Source organism: Bradyrhizobium sp. SZCCHNS2022 (genome assembly GCF_032377575.1).
GTDB classification, from domain to species: Bacteria; Pseudomonadota; Alphaproteobacteria; order Rhizobiales; family Xanthobacteraceae; genus Bradyrhizobium; species Bradyrhizobium aeschynomenes.
In genome coordinates, this window is sequence record NZ_JAUHHZ010000001.1 from 1,536,926 (window position 1) to 1,559,063 (window position 22,138).

The window sequence follows — 22,138 nt, forward strand, 5'->3', positions numbered from 1 at the left end:
CGCTCATGAGCTTCTACAGGGACTTCAACGACAAGCTCGCCATCCAGGCCTGGAACGGCGCCAAGCGCCAGCCCTACGAGACGATCGAGGTGAGGCAACTCGGTCCGACGATCGGCGCGGAGATCGGCGGGGTCGATCTCGCAAAGGACGTTTCCGATGTGCAGTTCGCGGAGATCCACCGCGCGCTCGACGAAAACCTGGCGATCGTGTTTCGTGATCAGGACATCTCCAAGGAGGACCACAAGCGCTTCGCGCGCCGCTTCGGCAAGTCGCTGCATCGGCACGAACTGGCGGCGACACGTTTCCGTCACGACGGGCCGTTCGACCCGGAATTCCTGTCGTGGAAGACGGATGCGAATTCGCGCTTCACCGCCGGCGACGGCTGGCACCCGGACGTCTCCTGCGATCCGAGCCCGATCGCAGTCTCGCTGCTGCGGGTGACGAAGACGCCGCCGCTCGGCGGCGACACGGCGTTTGCCAACATGTATCTCGCCTATGAATTCCTGTCGGATCCGATCAAGCAGCTGCTCGACGGCTTGACCGCGATCCATGACGGATCATTGGCCTGGACCGCCGGCTACGGCGCCAAGCCGGATCCCGGCAAGACCTATCCGCAATCGGAGCATCCGGTGGTCGTGACCCATCCGCGCACCGGCCGCAAATTCCTCTACGTCAACGCCTCCTTCACCTCGCACATCGTGCAGCTGACGCGGCGCGAGAGCGACGCGCTGCTGCAGCTCTTGTTCCGCCATGTCGAGAGCCAGCTCGCGCTGCAGACGCGGGTACAGTGGCGGCCCAACTCGCTGCTGGTCTGGGACAATTGGGCGAGCCAGCACCATGCCGTATGGGACTACTATCCCGAAGAGCGCTGGGGCGAGCGGGTGTCGGTGGTGACCGGCGAGAGCCCGCGGGCACGGCTCGATCTCAGCGAGGCCGCGGAGTAGGGCACTCGCGCCGCGGCGAGAGCGATCTCTCCCGCGGCGTCAGCCCGGGCCGAGATGAACCACGAGCAGGCGACAGATCGCGTCTTCGGCCAACTCGTCGGCGCGGTCGAGATAGATCGCCGCCTCGCTCGGAGCGCGAGCCTTTCCGCCTGCGCGGGGCGCCTGAGCCGGCAAAAGGCGTCGATCGCGCGCAGCAAGTCCGGCGATCGCACCAGGCTTTGCGCTGAGCTGTGATCCTGCGCGGCGAATACGAAGGCTGGACGCGGGCCCAGGTCGATGGCGAAGACCTGCGGAGCTGCGGCTGACATTGGCGGCGTCTGATGGTGCTGTTGGGCGGGAGCGCGCTGCAATACCGATAAGTTTAGGAGGACGGTGAATGTCGTCAATGAAATGGGACAGGCGAATTGCCGTGTGATCGTGCAACAATTTTCTGCTGGAGCGATCAGCACTCGAGTGCACGAGGACACGATGACCCGCAGAAGCTGGCCGCGATCATGTCATGCCAGCCATGTCCTGGGGTCGGAGGTGGAGCCCGGAAGAATACCACGGTCGCGAGCCTCCTCCTGCAGGCAAGCTCCCTCTACGCCAGGCCGTCCCGGAAGCAGGCGCGTTGCTATTTCCGGCATCGGCTTGTTCTGTCAGCCGGCGCCGCCCAAGCTCCATGCAATCGCATGAAACTGCCCGGAGACATCTCATGAGCCTGGTTGAGAGAAAGATCGAAGCGCTGCCCTTCGTACTCGCCGAGCTGAACTATCTGGCCCCGACACCGGCCAAGCCGCGCACCTACGCGTTCGATCCGCCGCCGGGTGAGCCGAAATCGACGGCGCTGCCGGAGCCGCACCGGGTGCCGGTGTTCGACGGCCGCCCGATCGCATCCTCGTTCTCGCTCGATCGCGAGGGCTTTGCGCTGGTGCGGCACCCGACCTTCGTGCGTGACTTCACCAATGAAAAGGAAGTCCGCTCCGTCTACTATCCGGCGGCCGAGGCGTTCATTCGCGCGACCTTGCGCGCCGATCGTGTCGTCATCTTCGATCACACCGTGCGCAAGCGCGTCCCCGGCGCCGCCGATGTCCGCGACGGCGGCCCGCGACAGCCGGCGACACGCGTTCATGTCGACCAGACTGTGGCATCAGGTGCAAACCGGGTGCGCGAGCATCTGGGTGACGAAGCCGATGCCCTGCTGCGCGGCCGGGTCCAGGTCATCAATCTCTGGCGCCCGATCATCGGTCCGCTGCGCGACAGTCCGCTCGCGATGTGCGATGCCACCACCGTCGCGCCTGAGGATCTCGTCGCCTCCGACCTGATCTATCCGAACCGCAACGGCGAGACCTATTCGGTCACGTACAATCCGGCGCATCGCTGGTTCTATTTTCCGGAGATGACGGTGGACGAGGCGCTGCTACTGAAATGCTACGATTCGGCGACCGACGGCCGCACCCGGTTCGGGCCGCATACTGCCTTCGTCGATCCGACCACGCCCGCGGATGCCGCGCCGCGCGAGAGCATCGAGCTAAGGACGCTGGTGTTCCATTACAATTGAGGATGCGTCGGGGAGCATGATGTTTCACGACGCGCCACTGCACGAGAAGCTTCGTCCATGACTTCGGGCATTTCTGAAATTGCCTCCGGACCGCTCGCAGGCGATGGTGAGGTGAATGCGTGCGCTGCAGCACGTCCAATCAAGGTTCTCTCATGAATGCCCACTCGTCCCTCGCTGTCGCCGAGCCGATCCGGCCGGTAGAGCCGGTCGTGCCGGAAGCAGCCGTCGCCGCGCCGATGGTCCGCTTCGAGGCGCTCTCCAAGACCTATCCCGCCTATCGCGACAAGCCTGCCGTCGCGGCGCTCAAGGAGATCGATTTCGCGATCGCGCGCGGCTCGATCACCGGCGTGATCGGGCGCTCCGGTGCCGGCAAGTCGAGTCTGGTGCGGCTGATCAACGGGCTGGAGAAGCCGAGCACGGGCCGCGTCATCGTCGACGGGCGCGAGATCTCGGCGCTGAGCGGGCAGCAGCTGCGGCTGGCGCAGCGCTCGATCGGAATGATCTTCCAGCACTTCAACCTGCTGTCCTCGCGCACCGCGGCCGACAACATCGCCCTGCCGCTCGAGGTCGCCGGCTGGACGAAGGCCGATATCCGGACCCGCGTCGGCGAACTGCTCGAGCTGGTCGACATCGCCGACAAGCACGACCGCTATCCGTCGGAGCTGTCCGGCGGGCAGAAGCAGCGCATCGGCATTGCGCGCGCGCTCGCGACGCGGCCGGACGTGCTGCTGTCGGACGAGGCGACCTCGGCGCTCGATCCGCAGACGACGCGCGCCATCCTCGATCTGCTCGCCAACATCAACCGCGAGCTCGGCGTCACGATCATTCTCATCACCCACGAGATGTCGGTGGTCCGCCAGCTCGCCAAGGAGGTCGTCGTGATCGATGACGGGCGCGTGGTCGAGCGCGGCCATGTCGCCGACATCTTCACCCATCCGAAGCACCCGACGACGCAGACCTTCCTGGCCGAAGCGCTCGGCGATGCCGTTCCGGTGTCGCTGGCGAGCCGGCTCGTGCAGGAGCCGACCGCGATCGGGCAGGCGGTCATTCGCGTGCAGGTGCGCGGCACCGATGCCGGCGACACCTTGGTCGCGCGGCTCGCCCGCGAGCTGTCGATCGACGTCGCGCTGCTGTCGGCGCGCATCGATGAGATCGGCGGTCAGCATGTCGGCTCGCTGATCCTCGGCATCCCCGGTGGCGAGGCTGCGGCGCGGCAGACGCTCGCTTATCTCTCTCAACAACAGTTCGCAGCGGAGCGTCTCGGCTATGTCGCCTGAGCTCATCAACCTGATCGTCCAGGCCACCGGCGAGAGCCTGTTCATGGTGTCGACCGCGGCCCTGGTCGCGACCGCCCTGGGTCTGCCGCTCGGCATCTTCCTGGCAACCAGCCGCAAGGGCGAGCTGTTCGCGGCTCCCGCCGTGAACGCAGCGCTCGGGGTCGTCGTCAATGCGACGCGTTCAACGCCCTTCATCATCCTCGTCGTCGCCATCATCCCGTTCACGCGTCTCGTGGCCGGCACCTCGATCGGTTCGGGTGCGGCGATCGTGCCGCTGACCGTCGCTGCGACGCCGTTCATCGCGCGGCTGGTCGAAGCGGCCATCCGCGAGGTCGATGCCGGCCTGATCGAGACCGCGTCATCGTTCGGCGCGACGCCGCTGCAGATCGTGTTCAAGGTGCTGATCCCGGAGGCGCTGCCGGGCCTGGTGCTGGCCTTGACGCTCGCGGTGGTCAGCCTGCTCGGCTACTCCGCGATGGTCGGCGCTGTCGGTGGTGGCGGCCTCGGCGATCTCGGCATCCGCTATGGCTATCAGCGATTCATGCCGGAAATGATGCTGGCCGTGGTGGTCGTGCTGATCGCGCTGGTGCAGACGGTGCAGACCATCGGCGACCATCTTGCGCGCCGGCTCAACCGCCGCTTGCGGCAGCGCTGAGCTGACGCGGATACGGGTTCAATCGACGCAGCCGAGCAGGAGGAAACGACCATGAACGAGATCGTCGAACGGCCCAGGAAGTTTGCGCTGGTCGAGCGCGCGCCCGCAGCCACCTTCGAGGAGGAGCGGCTACATCGCAAGCAGCGGCTTGCCGCGACCTTCCGCCTGTTTGCGCGTTACGGCTTCGATCAGGGTCTGGCTGGCCACGTCACGGTGCGCGATCCGGAGTTGCCGGACCGGTTCTGGATCAATCCGCTGTCAACGCATTTCAGCCAGATCAAGGTCTCCGACCTGCAGCTCGTCGACCACGACGGCAACATCCTGATCGGCAACAAGCCGATCAATCAGGCCGGCTTCGTCATCCATTCTGCGATCCACGCCGCGCATCCCCAGGTGATCGCCGCCGCGCATACGCATTCGACCTATGGCAAGGCGTTCTCCGCGCTGGGCCGGCTGCTCGATCCGCTGACGCAGGATTCCTGTGCCTTCTACGACGACCACGTGCTGTTCGACCCTTTCACCGGCGTTGTGCTCGATGCCGAGGAGGGCAAGAAGATCGCGGCTGCGCTCGGCACCAAGAAGGCCGCGATCCTGCAGAATCACGGCCTGCTGACGGTCGGCCCGACCATCGAGGCGACGGCTTGGTGGTACATCGCGATGGACAATGCCGCGCGGACGCAATTGCTGGCCGAGGCGGCGGGACCGACCAAGCCGATCCCGCACGAGATCGCCAAGCACACGGCGGGGCAGGTCGGCACCCACAAGGGCGGTTATTTCAGCTTCCAGCCGCTGTGGGACTGGATCACGGCGCAAGAGCCGGACCTGTTCAACTGAGTTGAGCGCCGTAGCCCGCATGAGCGCCAGCGACATGCGGGTTCTCCTCGGCGGCTCGTGTGACCCCGGATGTCGCTTGGCTCATCCGGGCTACGCGGGGAGAGAACAAATCGATCGGCAAGGAGCCGAATAAAGAACATTCGTACACAAACATTGATGTCGGAAGCGCGTCCATTGTTTTGTTCGCAGCTGCGATTGATCCTTTGCGGCGCCAGGGCTAGTCACCAGCGGAACTTGTTTGTTTGGTTGGAGACTTGAATGTTACGTCCCGTTGTTGCGCTTGCCGCCTTACTGTCCCTCGCGCTTCCCGCGCAGGCCGAAACCATCCGGGTCGGTGTCACCGCTGGCCCGCATGCCGAGATCATCGATGTCGTGAAGAAGGTCGCGGCCGAGCGTGGGCTCGACATCAAGGTCGTCGAATTCACCGACTACGTGATCCCGAACCAGGCGCTGGCGCTGAAGGATCTGGAGGCGAACTCGTTCCAGCACGAGCCCTATTTGAAGAACCAGATCTCCAAGACCGGCTGGAAGATCGTCAAGGTCGCCACCACCATCGCTTCGCCTCAGGGCGTCTACTCGCAGAAGTACAAGACGCTGGCGGAGCTTCCCGAAGGCGCCAAGGTCGCGATTGCCAATGATCCCTCGAACGGCGCGCGCGGGCTGATGATCCTGGCGCTGCATGGCGTGATCAAGCTGAAGGATCCCACCAATGTCGCCGCGACGGTCGCCGACATCACCGACAATCCCAAGAAGCTGAAATTCGTCGAGCTCGACGCCGCGCAGCTGCCGCGCGCGCTGGCCGACGTCGACCTGGTCTCGATCAACAACAACTACGCGGTGCAGGCCGGGCTCAATCCCGCCAAGGACGCGATCGCGCGCGAGAATGCGGAAGGGCCGTGGGTCAACATCCTCGCGGTGCGCGAGGAGGACAAGGACAAGCCCTGGGTCAAGCAGTTGATCGAGGCGTACCACTCGGAGCCGGTCAAGGCGTTCCTCGATACGCGCTTCAAGGGCACCTATATCGCGACCTGGTGATCTCCGGCTGCGGCCAGCGCCGGCGCATCGACCGGCGGCACGGTGATCGGGCGGGCCTGCAACAGCCGGTCGGCCAGATCGGCGCATTGGCTGCGAATATCGGGGATCGCGATGATCTCCCAGAAAGCGGCGCGCGTCAGCGGGCCGATCGCGAACAGCCGCTGCGATGGCGTGCCATCGGCGCCGACGATGGCGCAATCAGCGGTGACCTCGATACCGATCCGCAAGGCGTCGCAGCGCGCCAGCCCCTGGTCGAACAGGCTGCGGACTGCTGGATTGGCGGTGGCGCGAGGATCTTTGACGATGCCTGTGCAGTCGATCACGGCGCCGGCCTCGAGCGTCTCGATTTCGCTCCGGCCGCGCCGGCGATAATGCGCGCGAGCGCCTTGCGTGCCGCCGTCGATCTTGACGAGCTTGGCGGCGGCAACTTGGAGCTGGCCGTCCGCGATCGCGCGTGCGATCCGCTCCTCGACCTCGGGCGCCATGCGGTGGCGATGCACGTCCCACCACGCCCGCGCATGTTCCAGGAAGCTGCGCTTGGACGCCGGCGGCAGGTCCTGCCACAGCCGGTGGCTGAACGGCCTCACGGCATCGATGACGGCGCGCCAGTCGCCGCCCTCGGCGATGTGGGCGGCAATCCGTTGCCTGAACCAGCGCAGCAGAACGCTGCCTCGCGCGCCGAACGGAACCTCGTCTTCGCTGATCCTGCAGGGAGCAATGCGCCGATGTCCCCTCGCCATCAGGCCGCGGCGCGAGATCGCGAGGATCTGGCCGCGATGGCCCTCGCGCAACAGCGACAGCACGTAGTCCGCCATCGTCAGGCCCGCGCCGAGAATGAGCACCGCCGAGTCGCGGCTGAAGCCGGGAACGGACGGGTTGATCCAGGGATCGGCATGCCAGGCCGAGCGCGGGATCGCGGCATCATGGCCCGTGGCGAACACTGCGACGTCGCCGAGCTGGCGCGTGCCGTTGGCGAGGCTGACGGTGACGCCGTCGCGACCTTCGCTGACCGCCACACATTCGCCCTGGATGATGGCGAGCCGCTGCGCACCGCCCTCGGTCGCAAGGAACGGCGCGATCAGGCTAGCGATGTAGTCGCCATAGAGCCGGCGAGGCACGAAGCAGAACGGATCGGGGCAGAGCTGAAGGCCATGCTCATGGGTCGATAGCCAGCGCCAGAAATGGTCGGGATCATCCGGCAGCGCGCTCATGTTGGCGGCGCGCACGTTGAGCAAATGATCGGCATTTCCGGTGTGATAGGCGAGCCCGCGGCCGACCTCCGAACGCTTCTCGATCAGGGTGACGCGGATATCAGACTCAAGGCGTTGCAGCAGTTGATAGGCCAGAAGCACGCCGGATGCGCCGCCGCCAACGATGATGATGTGTCGTTCCGGAAAACGGCTCATGCAGAGATGCCTTTTCTCTCGCGCGCGGGCGGTGCGTAACGTTCATAATCTAGCACGGAAACCGGCGGCCGGCTTCGGAAAGACAAATCTTCCAAGTCTCGGCATGTTCCGGTCGAATTTGTTCCAGGAAAGTGCGGATTGTTGTCGCAAGTATGTCGTCATGAACGATGGCACATGAGAATTGTCATAAGCGCCGACTGGAAGGCCGGGCGACGATAGGGCCGGGAACGCGCGACCGAATTCTTCTCCGATCACGGATCGCGGCGAGAACAGAGCGTTCGAAAATCGCGCAATTCTGAAATTGCCAGCGGCGATGTGCTGGATGACCATGGCTGCGCATGTGCGTCGTTTGCGCGCAGGGCTGCGGAGTTCGGACCATGATTGCGCGGGTGATGCCGGCAGAACTAACGGGAGCGCGGGCCTTGCGGGTGGCGCGTCGGGTCGCCTCGTGACGGGTAACGTGACTGATCCACTCATGCTCACCGCAGATGTGCTCGTGATCGGTGGCGGCATGGCCGGCGCCTGGGCTGCGATCTCGGCCGCGCGTGCCGGCGCGCGGGTGATCCTGGTCGACAAGGGCCATTGCGGCACCAGCGGCGTCACGGCCGCGGCGGGCCCGGGCCATTGGTGGGTGCCGCCTGGTGCGCGCGAGCAGGCCGTGGGTCAGCGTGTCGCCGCCGGGCTCGGGCTCGGCGAAGCCGCCTGGATGCATGCGATCATCGACGAGACCTGGCGCACGCTGCCGACGCTCGCGAGCCACTATGCGTTCGGCATCGACGATGACGGAGAGACCAATTATCGCGCCGTTCGTGGCCCCGAATATATGCGGGCGCTGCGTACCCTTGTGCGGGAGAGTGGCGTCACCATCCTCGATCATTCGCCGGTGCTGGAGCTGCTCGCGCGCGGCGACGGCACGATCGGCGGCGCACGAGGCCTTCGTCGGCAGGACGGCAATCGACCCTATCAGATCGCCGCAGGCGCAACCGTGCTGGCGGCCGGCGGCACCAGCTTCCTGTCGCACCTCCTGGGATCGCGCACCAACACCGGCGACGGTTATCTGCTCGCGGCCGAAGCCGGCGCGGATCTCTCGGGCATGGAGTTCACTGCGGCCTACACGATCGCGCCGGCGCATTCGACGATGACGCGCAGCATGGCCTATGCGTTCGCGACCTATTACGACGCTGACGGCCGCGAGCTCGATCTGCCGTTCGGACCGCAGCAGACGATCGGGCTGGCTAGGGCGTTGCTCGCGGGTCCCGTGTTCTGCTCGCTGCATCGGCTGCCCAGCGACATCAAGGCCCGGCTGCACACGATCTCGCCGAACGTACCGCTGGTGTTCGATCGCTGGGGCATCGATCCCTGGCGCGATCGCTTCGAGGTAGCGCTGCACAATGACGGCACCATACGCGGGCTCGGCGGTGTCAGGGTCGACGATGTCGATGGCCGCACGTCGGTGCCGGGGCTGTTCGTCGCCGGCGACAATGGCTCGCGCGAGAAGGTGGCCGGTGCGATCTCCGGCGGCGGCAACATCAATTCGGCCTGGGCGCTGACCTCGGGCGTCCGCGCGGGGCAGGCCGCCGCGCGGCTGTCGCGCAGCATCGGTGCAAAAGCCTCGACCTTGACGCCGCTCGGGCAGGCCGGCCTGCGGCCGCACTTGCGGACCCGTGCGCTCGATCACGACGCCATCAGGGCCGGCGTCCGCGCCGAGATGCATCCCTTCGACAAGACCCTGTTCCGCAAGGAGTCGACGCTGGCGGCGTCGCAGCGCGCGCTCGATGGTCTCTGGCGCGAGATCTCCGACCATGCGGGCGGCGATGTCATGCGCTCGCGCGAGACGGCGGCACTGGTCGCCACGGCACGCTGGTCGGTCGCGACCGCGCGCCGCCGGACCGAGAGCAGGGGCCTGCATCGCAGGATCGATCATCCCGGCCTCGACCCAAGCCTCGCGGTGCGCCTCGTCAGCCGTGGTCTCGATCGCGTCGAGATCGCAGCCGACATGCGCCGCACGGCGGACGCTCCGATCGAGTTGGAAGCCGCGTCATGATCGAGCTCATTCTTGCCGATCGCTGCACCGATTGCGGCGCCTGCGTCGACGTGTGCCCCACCAACGTGCTCGACCGCGCGGCGTCGGGACCGCCCTTGCTGGCACGGGTCGAGGATTGCCAGACCTGCTTCATGTGCGAGCTGTATTGCCGCGCCGATGCGATCTATGTCGCGCCGGATTGCGACCGCCGCGTCGCGATCACGCCGGCGGAGGTATTGGCCTCGGGGCGTCTCGGTCAATATCGCAAACATTCCGGCTGGGACGAATGGGCCGGCCAGTTTCCCAACGAGCAATGGCTGATGGAGACGGTGTTTCGCCGGGCCGGCGAGGCCGCGCGCGCAGCCGAGACCGACGACAAGAGGACAGCATGACCATCATCTCCCACCGGCCGGGCGCCCTGGTCGGTCTCGACGGCTTTCCGGGACCGGCCGACCGGCCGGACAGCCCGTTGTCGCAAGCGCTGCAACAGCCGCTATTGCTCGGCCTGTTCCTGCCGATCCAGGCCGGCGGCTGGAGCGCCTCGAACTTGCCGCGCACCACGTCATGGCATTTCGACTACAACCGCGACCTGGTGCTGACTGCTGAGAATCTCGGCTTCGATCTGGTGTTCGCGCTGTCGCAATGGCTGCCGAAGGGCGGCTATGGCGGTGTGTTCACGGGCGAGGCGCTCGACTCCTTCATGACCACGGCCGCGTTGACGAGCCTGACCAGGCGCATCATCCTGATCTCGACGATCCACGTGCTCTACGGTCCCATGCACCCGCTGCATCTGGCGAAATACGGCGCCACGCTCGACCACATTTCCAATGGCCGCTGGGGCATCAATGTCGTCACCGGCCACCGTGCCGCCGAGCACGAGGCGTTCGGCTGGAGCCGGATCGATCACGACCGCCGCTATGAGCTCGCGGCCGAGTTTCTCGAAGTGCTGCAGCGACTGTGGGGCGACAGCGAGAACTACTCGTTCTCCGGCCAGTCGTCCTGGAAGCTCAACGGCGCTTTCGTGACGCCGAAGCCGCGCTTCGGCCGGCCGGTGCTGGTCAACGCCACCGGCTCGGATGCCGGCGTCGCCTTTGCCGCGCGCTATTCCGACATCGTTTTCATCACGAGCCCGGCAGGCTCGAGCTTTGAGAGCGCGATCCCTGCGCTGCCCGCGCATACGGCGCGGGTCAAGCAGGCGGCGCGCGACATCGGCCGCGAGGTGCGGACGTTGCTCAATCCGATGGTGATCTGCCGCGAGACCGAGCGCGAGACCTGGGCCTATCACGACGCGATCGTCGCCCATGCCGACCCGGTCGGCGACTTCCACCGGCTCGACAGCGACGCCCATGCCTGGCGCGGCCGCGTCGGCGTCGATGCGCCGAAGCGCCGGGCGATCGGCGGCAACATCGAGGTGATCGGCACGCCCGAGCAGGTGGTCGAGCAGTTCGTGCAGTTGAAGAAGGCCGGCGTCGACGGCCTGCAGCTGTCGTTCTACGACTTCAAGCCGGATCTCGACTTCTTCGGCCGCCGCGTGCTGCCGCTGATGGAGCAGGCGGGTTTGCGCCAACCGGTGATTGATCCCACCACGGCCCAGGCGGCGGAGTAACTGGGCCTTTCGACATCGCACGCATGATCCGTCGGGGGATTGCCGTCGTCCTCCGGGTCGGCTTTGCTAGGTGCCGACGCGCACGCAACTATCGAACATCGGCCGTGACAATGGCGGACCGGCCGGCATGGGGACTGAGGCAATGACGATCATCGAAACGAGGGCACCGACGACTCCGAGCGACGACATCACCGCAGCGCTGCGCAAACGCTACGGCGCGGACATCCCCGCAATCGCTTCCGGTGCCGACGACATCCTCGGCCATCTCCTGGCGCACCGCTCGATCCGCAGCTATCGCCCCGATCCGGTGCCGCCGCACACCGTGGAGACGCTGGTGGCTGCGGCGCAGTCCGCGGCGTCGTCGTCGAACCTGCAGACCTGGAGCGTCGTCGCGGTCGAGGACCCCGCGCGCAAGCAGCGCCTGTCGGAGTTCGTGGGCAACCAGAAGCATGTCCGCGAGGCGCCGCTGTTCCTGGTCTGGCTCGCCGATCTGTCGCGGGCCGAGCGGCTGGCGCGGCGGGAAGGGCGCCCCGATGATGGCATCCATTTTTTGGAGACGCTGTTCGTCGCGATCATCGACGCAGCTCTCGCTGCGCAGAATGCCGTCGTCGCGCTCGAGGCGCTCGGCCTCGGCTCGGTCTATATCGGCGCGATCCGCAACCGGCCGCAGGCGGTGGCTGAGGAGCTCGGCCTGCCGCCGAATGTGCTCGCCGTGTTCGGCCTCTGCGTCGGCTATGCCGATCTCGCGGCCGGCGAGGACGTCAAACCGCGCCTGCGCCAGAGCGTGGTTCTGCATCGCGAGCGCTATGCGCCGACCGATGAGATCCACGGCATCGCCGCCTATGACGAGACTTTGCGCGCGTTCCAGACCAGCCAGGGCGTGGCGCCGGTCGGCTGGCGGGACACGGTGCTCAACCGGCTCGGTTCGGCGAAGGCGCTCAACGGCCGCGACAGACTGACCGAAGCGCTGCGCGCGCTCGGCTTCGGATTGAAGTAGCTACGGGCGGTAGATGTTGGCGGCGGCCCGGGACGGGCCGCCGTAATCGATCACTTCATGTAGTCGGGCAGGGTGAAGCCGTCATAGAAGCGGTCCGCGAGGATGGCGGCCTTGAAGCCCGGTGACTTGTAGCCGTCCACGATGTCCTTGGCCCAGGCGGTCTCGGCATTACCGCGCTTGACGGCGACCACGTTGATGTAGGGCGTGGTCATCTTCTCCAGCGCGAACGCATTGGTCAGCTTCAGGCCGCTGAAGATCGCAAAATTGCCCTGGATGGCGGCGAAGTCGACATCGTCGAGCGCGCGCGGCGCCTGTGCCGCCTCGAGCGGGACGATCTTGATGCCGCCCGGGTTTTTGATGACGTCGAGCTCGGTGACGTCGATCGGCTTGGAGTCGCGGATCTCGATCAGGCCGAGATCGCGCAGGATCCACAGCGCGCGCTGCAGGTTGACCGGATCGTTGGGGACCGCGATCTTGGTGCCGAGCGGATGCTTCTTGGAATAGATCCCCATCGGCGGTGTCGGCACGTGTACGATGCCGGTGAGGTCGGTGCTCTGCCGCTCATTGTAGGAGTTCAGGAAGATCATGTGCTGCATGACATTGGCGTCGATCTCGCTCTTGAACACGGCATTGTTGGCCTCGAGGCCGGTCGAGAATTCGACGTAGCGGATCTGGTAGCCCTTCTTCTGCAATTCGGGTGCGACGCCGATCTTGAACTCGTCGATGTAAGGGCCCGGGACGAAGCCGACCTTCAACTCCTTCTTCTCGGAGGCTTGCGCCAGTGCGCCGCCGCCGATGGCGATCGAGAGGACGGAGGCGGCGATCAGGCCGATGAAATGCGATCTGGTGATGTGATGCATGTGACTTCCAAGGCTTGATAAGGCTTGAACCAAACGAAAGGCGGCGCGGGCGCCTTGATTGGCGTCCGCGCCGCCCGTGAAACGGCGCTCAGGCGATCGCCTGGACCGGATGGCTGTAGAGACTGGCGGGTCGATCCAGCCCGTAATGCTCGCGCAAGGTCGTTCCGGTGTACTCTGTGCGGAACAGGCCGCGCTTGCGCAGGAGCGGCACGACGTGCTCGGCGAACAGATCGAATCCGCCGGGCAGCCAGGGCGGCATCACATTGAAGCCATCCGCGGCGCCGTTCTCGAACCAGGTTTGGATGTTGTCGGCGATCTTCTCCGGCGTGCCGGCGATCACCCAATGGCCGCGGGCGCCGGCGAGGCGCTGGATGAGCTGGCGGATGGTCGGCTGCTCGCGGTCGACAATGTCGACGACGAGCTTGAAGCGGCTGGCGACGCCGCGCGCGCCGTCGGTCTCGATCAAATGACGCGGGAACGGCCCGTCGAGATCGAAGCCTGAGAGATCGAGCCCAAGCATCTGGCGCAGTTGCACCAGCGAGTATTCCGGCTGGATGAGATCGTTGAACTCCTCCTGCAGCCGGTCGGCCTCGGCCTGGGTCGAGCCGATGAACGGGCTGATGCCGGGCAGGATCTTGACGTGGTCGGGATTGCGATCGAGCGCGCGCGCCTGGCGCTTGATGTCGGCGTAAAACTCCTGCGCGCTGGCAAGCGTCTGATGTGCGGTGAAGATCGCTTCCGCAAAGCGCGCTGCGAAGGCGCGGCCGTCCTCGGACGAGCCGGCCTGGACATAGACCGGCCGGCCCTGCGGCGAGCGCGGCACGTTCAGCGGCCCGCGCACGCGGAAGTATTTGCCGACATGATTGAGCGGATGGACCTTGTCGGTGTCCGCAAAGATGCCGGACGCGGGATCATTGACCACGGCGTTGTCCTCCCAGCTGTCCCACAGCGCGGTGACGACGTCGAGGAACTCCTTGGCACGCTCGTAGCGCTCGTGGTGCGGGGGATGCTCCGGCAGGCCGAAATTCTGCGCTGCCTGCGCCGCGCTGGTCGTGACGATGTTCCAGCCCGCGCGGCCGCCGCTGAGGTGGTCGAGCGAGGCGAACAGGCGGGCGAGATTATAGGGCTCGTGATAGGTCGTGGATGCCGTGCCGATCAGGCCGATATGGCTGGTGGCGGCGGCGATCGCCGACAGCCAGGTGATCGGCTCGAAGCGGAAGCGCTGAGCGTAGCGCACATTGTCGGCCAGCGCCGGACCGTCGGCAAAGAAGATCGCGTCGAACTTGGCATGCTCCGCCGTTCGCGCCAGCTGCTGGTAGTAGCCGATGTCGAGCGCGCGGCTGGCGGATGATCCCTTGTAGCGCCATGCCGCCTCGTGATGGCCGCCCGGATAGATGAAGAGATTGAGGTTCAGTTGACGACGCTGGCTCATGGGGCGCTCGTGGGCTGGATTGTCGGGAGAGGCGAAGCGATCGCTTGGAGAATGGCTATCGCGGCGTGTCGGTCACAACGCGGCTCGGCGATTGCGGCCACCGCAGGCGTCGCGCGAGCTCGACGGCAACACGGCCGATGCCTGCGCCGAGATCGCGACCGCGCAGGTGAAGCTCGTGAAGCAGCGGCCTCTCGGCGGGCGTGCTGTCGCGGAGCACATCGCTGCGACCCGTGGGCGGATCCTGGTGCAGGCTGATCATGGCGAGAGGGTCGAACATCACGGCATCCGTCGAGGCGCGACCGTCACGGCATCGTTGATGCCGGCCGCGCGAATGCGAAAATCTAGCTTTTGTAGGACGATGCTGTCGATGAAATGGATTTGCATTGTTGTCCGCGGCACGAGCATGAATCCGTCGTGCTCATCAGCAACCGGGGATCGCCATTTCGATCGCCCGTTCCAGCAGATCCACGTCTGCTCAGGAGGTCTGCAGGTTCGGTCCGCCGACCTTGTTGCGGAGCGTGGCCTGGGTGACGACGCTGTTGGGCGGAACATCATGCGTCAACCAGACATTGCCGCCGATCGTCGATCCCTGGCCGATCGTGATGCGGCCGAGGATGGTGGCGCCGGCATAGATCACGACGTCGTCCTCGACGATCGGATGACGGGCGTCGCCCTTGATCAGCGTGCCGTCCTCCTCGGTCGGGAAGTGACGGGCGCCCAGCGTGACCGCCTGGTAGATCCGGACATTGTCGCCGATTACGGCCGTCTCGCCGATGACGACGCCGGTGCCGTGATCGATGAAGAAGCCGGAGCCGATGCGGGCCCCCGGATGGATGTCGATGCCGGTCCTGGTATGGGCGATCTCGGCGATCAGCCGCGACACTAGGCGTGCACCGAGACCGTAGAGAAGGTGGGCGAGGCGATGATGGATGATCGCCGTCATGCCGGGATAGCCGATCAGGATTTCCGGAAAGCTCTTGGCGGCGGGATCGCCGACGAAGGCGGCGCGCAAATCGCTGATCAGGATGCCGCGCAGCGCGGGCAATTCTTTCGCGAAGCTGTGGGTCAGTTCCATTGCCTCGGGCTGACGAAATCCAGGGATGAGCTCGTCGCCGACGAACAAGGCGGCGCGGTGGATCTGGTCGGACAGCAGGTCGAGGCCGACGCTCAGCCGGTGGCCGACGAAATAGTCGATGTTCTCGCTATCAAGGTCGTACTGGCCATAGTGTCGCGGAAACAGCGCCTCGGTCAGGGCGGCGACGACCTGCGCCAGCTTCTCGCGCGAGGGCGGCCGGTGGATGACACCGTCCTTCCGGACGCTGTGGGTTTCCTCGCGCGACACGCGCAGCTCCGCCACCAGCCGATCGAGGCCCCAGCGTTCGCCCGCCGGGGCCGGCGTCTCTGCGCCGGAGCCTGGACGATGTCTCATACCGTCTCCCCCATGCTGCGCCGTCACCGCACATGCGCCGGCGGTACGCCGACCTCGGCGAGCAGGTCGAGATCGGCATTGCGGTCGACCTCGACATACTGCTCGTTCCAGTACAGCAGGCTGGACAGCCGCGGCGCCAGCTCGATCGTGTCGGGACGGCCGACGATGATCGCATGGTCGTAGCGCTCGATGATCTCGTCGACCTCGCAGGCGATCGCCGCCTGCGCATGCTGCAGCAGCGGCACACCGGCCGCATGGCGCGACCACTCGACGCCCTCGAATTTCTGCCGTCCGGCGAGATGCGGACTGCTGAAGCGGTCGGCGAGCGTGAGCTGGTCGGAACTGAGAACGTTGATGCCGAACCAGCCGTCACGGACAATCAGGGGAAAGGCCGACGTTTGCTGGCCGAGATTGATCATCAGCCGCGGCGGCTCGACCGAGAGCGAGACCAGCGACGCCGTGGTCACGCCGGTGATGTCGTCGCCGCGCCCGGCGGTCACGATGCTGACGCCGGCGGCGACGCGGCGCAGCGCCGAGTAGAAGTGCGGGGGAGTGGACGCCGTCAGGAGATGCAGTCCATGCTTGCTCATCCGTCGCCTCCTTCGCAGGGCACGCGCGCGCCGGTCAGAAGAATCCCTTGGCCGGAAGCGGCGTGCCGTTGATCAGATATTGTCCGATCGCCCGCTCCTTGTAGGTGACCGGATTGTGTGACGACAGCGTGCGCGCATTGCGCCAGTGGCGGTCGAAATTGGTGGCCTTCTTGGTCGACGACGCGCCGCCGACGTCGAAGATCAGCCCGCCATTGCGGATGGCGGCATCGTCGGCGATGATCTTGGCTTGCGCCGACAGCAGTGCGGCCCGATGCGCGAGCGCCTCGGCGTCGGCGCGGCCCGCATCGAACGCGTCGGTGGCGGCATCGAGCGCCTCGGCGGCGACGAGCACCACCGTTTCCGCGGCGTGCGCGGACGCCGCGATCTGGCCGATCGTCTGCTGCAGCAGCGGGTCCTCGGTCGGCTTCTCATGCGGTGCGTAGTAGAAGGTACGCTTGCGCGAGCGGACCAACGCGATGGCATCGCGCAGGGCCGCGCGGCTGATGCCGGCCACGGCCGCGGTCAGGAACAGCTGCGCGAACGTGTTGGAGTAGGGCACGCCGTAGCCGATGTCGGGCGCGTCGAACACGATCTCCTGCCGCTTGACCCGGACATTGCGGAAATGCGTGGTGCCGGTCGCGGTGAGCCGCTGGCCCATGCCGTCCCAGTCGTCGATCAGCTCGATGCCGGCGCGATCGAGCGGCAGGATGGTCGCGCCGGGACGTCCGTCCGGATCGGCGGCGCGCACCAGGACCAGGTCGGAATAGAGCGTCCCGGTGCTGTAGTACTTGGTTCCGTTCAGCAGATAATCGTCGCCATCGGGTGTGAAGGTGGTGTTCGGCGTGATGTTGCCGACCTGGGGGCTGTCGAGCTCCGTGGTCGCGAGGCCGATGATCGCGCCAGCCGCGACGCGCTGCTGCCACTCCCGCGCCTGGTCGTCGCGGGGAATGCGGACCAGACGCTCGACCACGCTGAAATGATTGCGCAGGATATGCGCGACATTGGCGTCAGCCTCGGCAAGCCGGATCACGATCTCGAACAGGCCGCGGATCGTGCTTCCGGCACCGCCGGCGGCCACGGGCAGGCGCAGTGCGCCGAGCCGCGCCTGCTTGATCAGCGCGATCTGCTGGTGCGGCAGGATGCGCTCGCGCTCCCGCTCCGACTCATCATCCGCGATGGCGGCGAGCAGCTGATCGATCGTCTCCGCTGCCAACAGCAGCGGCGCGTCGGCGATGAGGGTCTTGGTCGAGACCGGCTTGTTCATGACGAGTCCAGATGGAATGGAACGATGGATGCTCAGCGCTGCGGCGCCGGGTCCTCGATCGAAGCGAGGTGATCGGCAACCTTGACCGGCTCAGGCAGCACCTTGCGCTCGACCAGCCAGTCGGCGGCCTTCTGCAGGTCGGTGACGAACTGCTTGTCGTTGACCGAGAAATAACGGTACTGACGCTTCATCGCGATGAACCGGTCGCGGATCTCGTCGCTGTACTTTCCGGCCTTCTGCGCGATGTATTCGGCCTCTTTGCTGTTCTCCGAGATCCATTTGCCCTCGGCGCGAAACGCTTCGTTGACGGCGCGCACCAGCGCCGGGTTCTCGGTCGCGAACTTCCGGGTCGTCAGATAGGATGTGTAATCGATCTGGAACTCGAGATCGCGGCCTTCCAGGAAGATGTCGTGCCCCTTGTAGTCGATCCGCGCGATGTCGACACCCGGGCTCCACATCGACCAGGCGTCGACCTTGCCGGATGCGAGCGCGGGCGCTGCATCGGGCGGATTGAGATAGACGAACTTGACCTTTGAGCGATCGACCTTGTGTTTCTCGAGCGCAGCGACCAGCAGGAATTCGCCGAGGCCGGAGCGATTCACGGCGACCGACCTGCCGACGAGGTCCTCGACCTTGTTGATGCCGGAATCATCGCGGGCGATGATCGCCGTGGTGCGCGGCTCGTAGACCACGAATTGCGTGAACACCAGCGGCGAGCCGGCGATGATGGCGGCCAGCGCAGGCGTGGTCGAGCCGCCGAAGCTGAAATCCGCGGTGCCGCCGGTCACCGCCTGCAGGGTCGGTGCGTGGTTCGGGAATGGCCCGATCCATTCGACCTTGATGCCGTCCTTGGCGAGCAGCTTCTCGAACTCGCCGCGTTCCTTGGCGATGTTGTTCAGGCCGGCAAGGCCCCAGGTCAGACGCACGGTGTCGGTGACGCGGCCGGGGGCAGACCACGCGTCATCGGTCAGCGTGAAGCCGACGAATGCGCCGATGCCGAAAGCGGCCGTGCCGAGGAATTTGCGGCGCGAGAAATCATCCGAAGACATGATCGATCCTTCCAAATCAAGCGGGAGCCTGGGCATGCAGCACGCCCAGTTCGGTCAGCAGGTCACCGCGGGCGACCGCACCCTCGCGGCTGGTATGGTGCTCGTAGGCGATCCGGCCATCGCGCATCACCAGGATGCGATCGGCGAGCGTGATCGCCTCGTCGACGTCATGCGTGACCAGCAGCACGCCGGGGCGGTGGCTGGCGACGAGTTCGCGCACCAGCGCGTGCATGCGGATGCGGGTCAGCGCATCGAGCGCGGCGAACGGCTCGTCGAGCAGCAAGAGCTCCGGCTGCTGCACGAGAGCTCGCGCGAGCGCGACGCGCTGCGCCTGGCCGCCGGAGAGATTGCGCGGCCAGTCGTCGAGGCGATCACCCAGGCCGACCTCGGCGAGCGCGGCCGCCGCGCGTTGCCGTGCGTCGGGAACGTCGAGTCCGAGCGCCACATTGCGCCAGAGGCTGTCCCATGGCAGCAGGCGGTGCTCCTGAAACACCACGGCAGGGCGCTTCGGCGCGGTGATCCGCCCGGCTTGGATGGGGTCGAGCCCGGCCAGCGCGCGCAGCAAAGTGGTCTTGCCGCAACCGCTCTCGCCGAGCAGCGCCACGAACTCACCACGCTCGATGCGCAGATCAAGGCCATCGATCACGGTGCGATCGCCATAGGCGCGGCGCAGGCCGTTGACGATCACGGCCGGCGTGGCCGGCTGAGGAGGCGCGAACTGGACGGTCATCGCGGGGCTCCATAGTTCGGATGCCAGGCGAGCCGCCGCCGCTCCAGCCAGCGTGCGATCAGGTCGGCGCCGACGCCGATCAGGGCGTAGATCACGATCGTCAGCACGATGACATCGGTGCGCAGGAATTCGCGGGCGTCCATCGCCAGGAAGCCGAGGCCTGATTGCGCGCCGATGGTCTCGGCGACGACCAGCGCGAGCCAGGCGGTCGCCAGCGCGTAACGGACGCCGGTCAGGATCGAGGGCAGCGCGCCGGGCAGGATGATGCGGCGGATCAACTGCACGGTCGACAGCGCCTGCACACGGCCGAGCTCCAGCAGCTTCGGATCGACCTGGCGAATGCCGAGCGTGGTGTTGATGTAGATCGGGAAGGTCACGCCGAGCGCGACGAGGAAGACCTTCTCGGCCTCGCCGACCCCGAGCCAGACGATCACGAGCGGCAGCACGGCGAGAAATGGGATCGCGCGGATCATCTGCACGCTGCGGTCGATCAGCGCCTCCGCGATCCGCGACAAGCCGACGAGAATGCCGAGCGCGAAACCGACGGCGCCGCCGATCGCAAAGCCGGCAGCGGCGCGCAGCAGGCTGACGCCGAGATCGTTCAGCAGGGTGCCCTGTGTGGTCAGCTTGAAGGCGGTGCGCACGACCTTGCTGGGCGCCGGCAGGACTTGCGGCGACAGATAGCCGCCCTGCGCCGCCGCTTCCCAGATCACGATCAGCAGGACCGGGGCGAGCCACGACAAAGCCTGCAGCGCCAATGGGCTCAGCGCGCGGTGTCGTCCGGTGCCGGGGCGCGCGCCACTTGTGGTCTGCGGCAGATCGATCGTCCCGGCAGCTTGTTCCAGATTTCTCAAGAGTACGTCGTCCTCGCGATATCATGGCGCCGCCGATCGCGATCGCGCGGCAGAGTAGAGTAGATCGGATGCGCGGGTGGCCGCGTGACGCAGCGCCGTTGCGCGCCTGCAAACTGTCCCACGAAACATGGCTGATCTAAATAGAGCCGTTTTCCAATTGTTGTTGCCTTGGGAGGTTTTCGATTTCTTGCCCGGGCCAAAAGCGGCAAGAACTTCTTTTCGGGATTTGTTAGTACGTGCGGCTATGAAAACGCATCGTCGAGACGGCGAAGCGTGACTGAGATCGTGAGGCTCGACCATGACACATCCGCTCCGCTTCGGGATTTGGGCCCTCGTGCATGGCCCGCGAGCCGCGCATCAGGATCCGGACGAGCCGTATGATGCCTCGTGGGAGCGTAATCGCGATCTCGTTCTCAAGGCCGAGACGCTGGGATTCGATTCGACGCTGGTCGCCCAGCACACCATCAATCCGCATCAGGAGGATCTCGATCAGCTGGAGGCCTGGAGCGCGGCGGCGGCGCTCGCGGCGCTCACCAGCCGGATCGAGATCATCACGGCGATCAAGCCCTATCTGTATCATCCCGTGGTGCTCGCCAAGATGGCGCTGGGTATCGAGAACATCAGCCATGGGCGTTTCGCTATTAATCTCGTGAATGCCTGGAACAGGCCTGAATTGGAGCGTGCCGGCATCGGATTTGCCGAGCATGATGAGCGCTACGCCTATGGCCGCGAATGGATCTCGGTGGTGTCGCGGCTGCTGCAGGGCGAACGCCTGACGCATAAGGACCGGTATTTTGACGTGCAGGACTATGCGCTGCGGCCGAAGGACCTCTATCGCGCGAGGCCACGGATCTATGTCGGTGGTGAATCGGAGCCGGCGCGCGCGCTGGTCGCTGATCACGGCGATGTCTGGTTCATCAATGGCCAGCCGCTCGTTGATGTCGCCGGCCTGATCCGCGATGTCGCGGCGCGGCCACGAGGTGCGGCGCCGCCGCTCCGCTTCGGCCTCTCGGCCTTCGTGATCGCCCGTCCGACCGCTGACGAGGCCGAGGCGGCGCATCAGCGGCTGCTGCGTCTCGCCGAGAAGGATGCGCCGATGAAGGCGATCCAGAAGGCGAACACCGATCCGAAGGTCGTGATGATGCAGACCATGCAGAAGAGCGCGCGTGTCGGCAGCAATGGCGGCACCGCGGCCGGGCTGGTCGGCAGCTACGAAGAGGTGGCCGACCGCATCATCGACTTTCACGCCGCCGGCATCGAGCTGTTCATGCTGCAGTTCCAGCCGTTCGAGGCCGAGATGAAGCGGTTCGCGGAGGAAATTATTCCTCTCGTGCGTCAACGCCAGCACGATCGTGGTGTTGCGAGCCCTGAGTCCGGTCGCCGTGCGGGATGATATCGCCTGCGAGGCGTGCAGAAGAACTGATTGCTTTGTGAAGGTCGTTGCGCGGGAAGATAATCGCTCGCCGCCGCGCAACATTCGAAAATCCATTTCATTGACGATGTGCAGGAGCGAACGCATCATCGGCTCATCATTGGGGCGCTGACGACGGCGCACGTTCAACGACACATCGATGCATTCCGCGGGGAGTGCGGGCGGCGCGCGCCTGCGCAAC

Annotated in this window: 21 protein-coding genes; 11 read left to right on the plus strand and 10 right to left on the minus strand. The window is 66.0% G+C overall.

From position 1 onward, the window contains the following. The first annotated feature begins 5 nt into the window (after positions 1-5). From QXZ94_RS06735 to QXZ94_RS06760, 6 genes are all read left to right on the plus strand, one after another. Positions 6-944 (plus strand): TauD/TfdA family dioxygenase, encoded by a 939-nt coding sequence (locus tag QXZ94_RS06735; RefSeq protein ID WP_315719753.1) that lies wholly within the window; start codon positions 6-8, stop codon positions 942-944. Positions 945-1,638: 694 nt separating this feature from the next. Then, entirely contained in the window at positions 1,639-2,484 is an 846-nt protein-coding gene (locus QXZ94_RS06740; RefSeq protein ID WP_315719754.1) for a CmcJ/NvfI family oxidoreductase, read from the plus strand. Between the two features lie 152 nt (positions 2,485-2,636). Next, positions 2,637-3,761 (plus strand): methionine ABC transporter ATP-binding protein, encoded by a 1,125-nt coding sequence (locus QXZ94_RS06745; protein ID WP_315719755.1) that lies wholly within the window; start codon positions 2,637-2,639, stop codon positions 3,759-3,761. Beyond that, positions 3,751-4,416 (plus strand): methionine ABC transporter permease, encoded by a 666-nt coding sequence (locus QXZ94_RS06750; RefSeq protein ID WP_315719756.1) that lies wholly within the window; start codon positions 3,751-3,753, stop codon positions 4,414-4,416. The genes QXZ94_RS06745 and QXZ94_RS06750 overlap by 11 nt, the downstream gene beginning before the upstream one ends. A 21-nt stretch (positions 4,417-4,437) precedes the next feature. Further along, complete coding sequence (locus QXZ94_RS06755) at positions 4,438-5,250, plus strand: class II aldolase/adducin family protein (protein ID WP_315726132.1); 813 nt, start codon at positions 4,438-4,440, stop codon at positions 5,248-5,250. 258 nt (positions 5,251-5,508) lie between these two features. Beyond that, entirely contained in the window at positions 5,509-6,285 is a 777-nt protein-coding gene (locus QXZ94_RS06760; RefSeq protein WP_315719757.1) for a MetQ/NlpA family ABC transporter substrate-binding protein, read from the plus strand. On the opposite strand, the gene QXZ94_RS06765 is transcribed toward QXZ94_RS06760, so the two are convergent. Beyond that, the gene (locus tag QXZ94_RS06765; protein WP_315719758.1) at positions 6,267-7,691 is read right to left on the minus strand and encodes an FAD/NAD(P)-binding protein; all 1,425 of its coding nucleotides are present in this window, start codon (positions 7,689-7,691) and stop codon (positions 6,267-6,269) included. The two genes, QXZ94_RS06760 and QXZ94_RS06765, sit on opposite strands and share 19 nt — an antisense overlap. Before the next feature lie 448 nt (positions 7,692-8,139). Here QXZ94_RS06765 and QXZ94_RS06770 point away from each other — a divergent pair, with 448 nt between their 5' ends. The 4 genes from QXZ94_RS06770 to QXZ94_RS06785 all read left to right on the plus strand — a co-directional run bounded on the left by QXZ94_RS06770 (position 8,140) and on the right by QXZ94_RS06785 (position 12,317). Beyond that, positions 8,140-9,735 (plus strand): FAD-binding protein, encoded by a 1,596-nt coding sequence (locus QXZ94_RS06770; RefSeq protein ID WP_315719759.1) that lies wholly within the window; start codon positions 8,140-8,142, stop codon positions 9,733-9,735. Further along, positions 9,732-10,106 carry a ferredoxin family protein gene (locus QXZ94_RS06775; protein WP_315719760.1) on the plus strand — a complete coding sequence of 125 codons (375 nt, stop codon included), beginning with the start codon at positions 9,732-9,734 and terminating at the stop codon, positions 10,104-10,106. The genes QXZ94_RS06770 and QXZ94_RS06775 overlap by 4 nt, the downstream gene beginning before the upstream one ends. Beyond that, positions 10,103-11,320 (plus strand): LLM class flavin-dependent oxidoreductase, encoded by a 1,218-nt coding sequence (locus QXZ94_RS06780; protein WP_315719761.1) that lies wholly within the window; start codon positions 10,103-10,105, stop codon positions 11,318-11,320. Before QXZ94_RS06775 ends, QXZ94_RS06780 begins: the two co-directional genes overlap by 4 nt. A gap of 142 nt (positions 11,321-11,462) precedes the next feature. Then, on the plus strand, positions 11,463-12,317 hold the full coding sequence (locus QXZ94_RS06785; RefSeq protein WP_315719762.1) for an NADPH-dependent oxidoreductase: 855 nt from the start codon (positions 11,463-11,465) through the stop codon (positions 12,315-12,317). A gap of 50 nt (positions 12,318-12,367) precedes the next feature. On the opposite strand, the gene QXZ94_RS06790 is transcribed toward QXZ94_RS06785, so the two are convergent. From QXZ94_RS06790 to QXZ94_RS06830, 9 genes are all read right to left on the minus strand, one after another. Beyond that, positions 12,368-13,177 carry a MetQ/NlpA family ABC transporter substrate-binding protein gene (locus QXZ94_RS06790; RefSeq protein WP_315719763.1) on the minus strand — a complete coding sequence of 270 codons (810 nt, stop codon included), beginning with the start codon at positions 13,175-13,177 and terminating at the stop codon, positions 12,368-12,370. An 88-nt stretch (positions 13,178-13,265) separates the two neighbouring features. Then, complete coding sequence (locus QXZ94_RS06795) at positions 13,266-14,609, minus strand: LLM class flavin-dependent oxidoreductase (protein WP_315719764.1); 1,344 nt, start codon at positions 14,607-14,609, stop codon at positions 13,266-13,268. Positions 14,610-14,664: 55 nt separating this feature from the next. Then, positions 14,665-14,886, minus strand: a complete 222-nt coding sequence (locus QXZ94_RS06800; RefSeq protein ID WP_315719765.1) for a hypothetical protein — start codon at positions 14,884-14,886, stop codon at positions 14,665-14,667. A gap of 198 nt (positions 14,887-15,084) precedes the next feature. Continuing rightward, positions 15,085-16,038, minus strand: a complete 954-nt coding sequence (epsC, locus tag QXZ94_RS06805) for a serine O-acetyltransferase EpsC (RefSeq protein WP_315719766.1) — start codon at positions 16,036-16,038, stop codon at positions 15,085-15,087. A 23-nt stretch (positions 16,039-16,061) separates the two neighbouring features. Beyond that, the gene (locus tag QXZ94_RS06810; RefSeq protein WP_315719767.1) at positions 16,062-16,628 is read right to left on the minus strand and encodes a flavin reductase family protein; all 567 of its coding nucleotides are present in this window, start codon (positions 16,626-16,628) and stop codon (positions 16,062-16,064) included. A gap of 34 nt (positions 16,629-16,662) precedes the next feature. Further along, positions 16,663-17,892 (minus strand): acyl-CoA dehydrogenase family protein, encoded by a 1,230-nt coding sequence (locus QXZ94_RS06815; RefSeq protein WP_315719768.1) that lies wholly within the window; start codon positions 17,890-17,892, stop codon positions 16,663-16,665. A gap of 32 nt (positions 17,893-17,924) precedes the next feature. Next, positions 17,925-18,941, minus strand: a complete 1,017-nt coding sequence (locus QXZ94_RS06820; RefSeq protein ID WP_315719769.1) for an NrtA/SsuA/CpmA family ABC transporter substrate-binding protein — start codon at positions 18,939-18,941, stop codon at positions 17,925-17,927. 16 nt (positions 18,942-18,957) lie between these two features. Next, the gene (locus tag QXZ94_RS06825; protein WP_315719770.1) at positions 18,958-19,671 is read right to left on the minus strand and encodes an ABC transporter ATP-binding protein; all 714 of its coding nucleotides are present in this window, start codon (positions 19,669-19,671) and stop codon (positions 18,958-18,960) included. Continuing rightward, the gene (locus tag QXZ94_RS06830) at positions 19,668-20,525 is read right to left on the minus strand and encodes an ABC transporter permease subunit (RefSeq protein WP_315719771.1); all 858 of its coding nucleotides are present in this window, start codon (positions 20,523-20,525) and stop codon (positions 19,668-19,670) included. The genes QXZ94_RS06825 and QXZ94_RS06830 overlap by 4 nt, the downstream gene beginning before the upstream one ends. Before the next feature lie 298 nt (positions 20,526-20,823). On the opposite strand from QXZ94_RS06830, the gene QXZ94_RS06835 reads away from it, so the two are divergent. Further along, positions 20,824-21,918, plus strand: a complete 1,095-nt coding sequence (locus QXZ94_RS06835) for an LLM class flavin-dependent oxidoreductase (RefSeq protein WP_315719772.1) — start codon at positions 20,824-20,826, stop codon at positions 21,916-21,918. Positions 21,919-22,138 lie beyond the last annotated feature (220 nt).

Bases quoted from the DNA above. Each gene is read 5' to 3' on its own strand.
- QXZ94_RS06735 (WP_315719753.1), top strand. From the start codon at position 6: ATGAGCTTCTACAGGGACTTCAACGACAAGCTCGCCATCCAGGCCTGG.
- QXZ94_RS06740 (WP_315719754.1), top strand. From the start codon at position 1,639: ATGAGCCTGGTTGAGAGAAAGATCGAAGCGCTGCCCTTCGTACTCGCC.
- QXZ94_RS06745 (WP_315719755.1), top strand. From the start codon at position 2,637: ATGAATGCCCACTCGTCCCTCGCTGTCGCCGAGCCGATCCGGCCGGTA.
- QXZ94_RS06750 (WP_315719756.1), top strand. From the start codon at position 3,751: ATGTCGCCTGAGCTCATCAACCTGATCGTCCAGGCCACCGGCGAGAGC.
- QXZ94_RS06760 (WP_315719757.1), top strand. From the start codon at position 5,509: ATGTTACGTCCCGTTGTTGCGCTTGCCGCCTTACTGTCCCTCGCGCTT.
- QXZ94_RS06765 (WP_315719758.1), bottom strand. From the start codon at position 7,691: ATGAGCCGTTTTCCGGAACGACACATCATCATCGTTGGCGGCGGCGCA.
- QXZ94_RS06775 (WP_315719760.1), top strand. From the start codon at position 9,732: ATGATCGAGCTCATTCTTGCCGATCGCTGCACCGATTGCGGCGCCTGC.
- QXZ94_RS06780 (WP_315719761.1), top strand. From the start codon at position 10,103: ATGACCATCATCTCCCACCGGCCGGGCGCCCTGGTCGGTCTCGACGGC.
- QXZ94_RS06785 (WP_315719762.1), top strand. From the start codon at position 11,463: ATGACGATCATCGAAACGAGGGCACCGACGACTCCGAGCGACGACATC.
- QXZ94_RS06790 (WP_315719763.1), bottom strand. From the start codon at position 13,177: ATGCATCACATCACCAGATCGCATTTCATCGGCCTGATCGCCGCCTCC.
- QXZ94_RS06795 (WP_315719764.1), bottom strand. From the start codon at position 14,609: ATGAGCCAGCGTCGTCAACTGAACCTCAATCTCTTCATCTATCCGGGC.
- QXZ94_RS06800 (WP_315719765.1), bottom strand. From the start codon at position 14,886: ATGTTCGACCCTCTCGCCATGATCAGCCTGCACCAGGATCCGCCCACG.
- epsC (WP_315719766.1), bottom strand. From the start codon at position 16,038: ATGAGACATCGTCCAGGCTCCGGCGCAGAGACGCCGGCCCCGGCGGGC.
- QXZ94_RS06810 (WP_315719767.1), bottom strand. From the start codon at position 16,628: ATGAGCAAGCATGGACTGCATCTCCTGACGGCGTCCACTCCCCCGCAC.
- QXZ94_RS06815 (WP_315719768.1), bottom strand. From the start codon at position 17,892: ATGAACAAGCCGGTCTCGACCAAGACCCTCATCGCCGACGCGCCGCTG.
- QXZ94_RS06820 (WP_315719769.1), bottom strand. From the start codon at position 18,941: ATGTCTTCGGATGATTTCTCGCGCCGCAAATTCCTCGGCACGGCCGCT.
- QXZ94_RS06825 (WP_315719770.1), bottom strand. From the start codon at position 19,671: ATGACCGTCCAGTTCGCGCCTCCTCAGCCGGCCACGCCGGCCGTGATC.
- QXZ94_RS06835 (WP_315719772.1), top strand. From the start codon at position 20,824: ATGACACATCCGCTCCGCTTCGGGATTTGGGCCCTCGTGCATGGCCCG.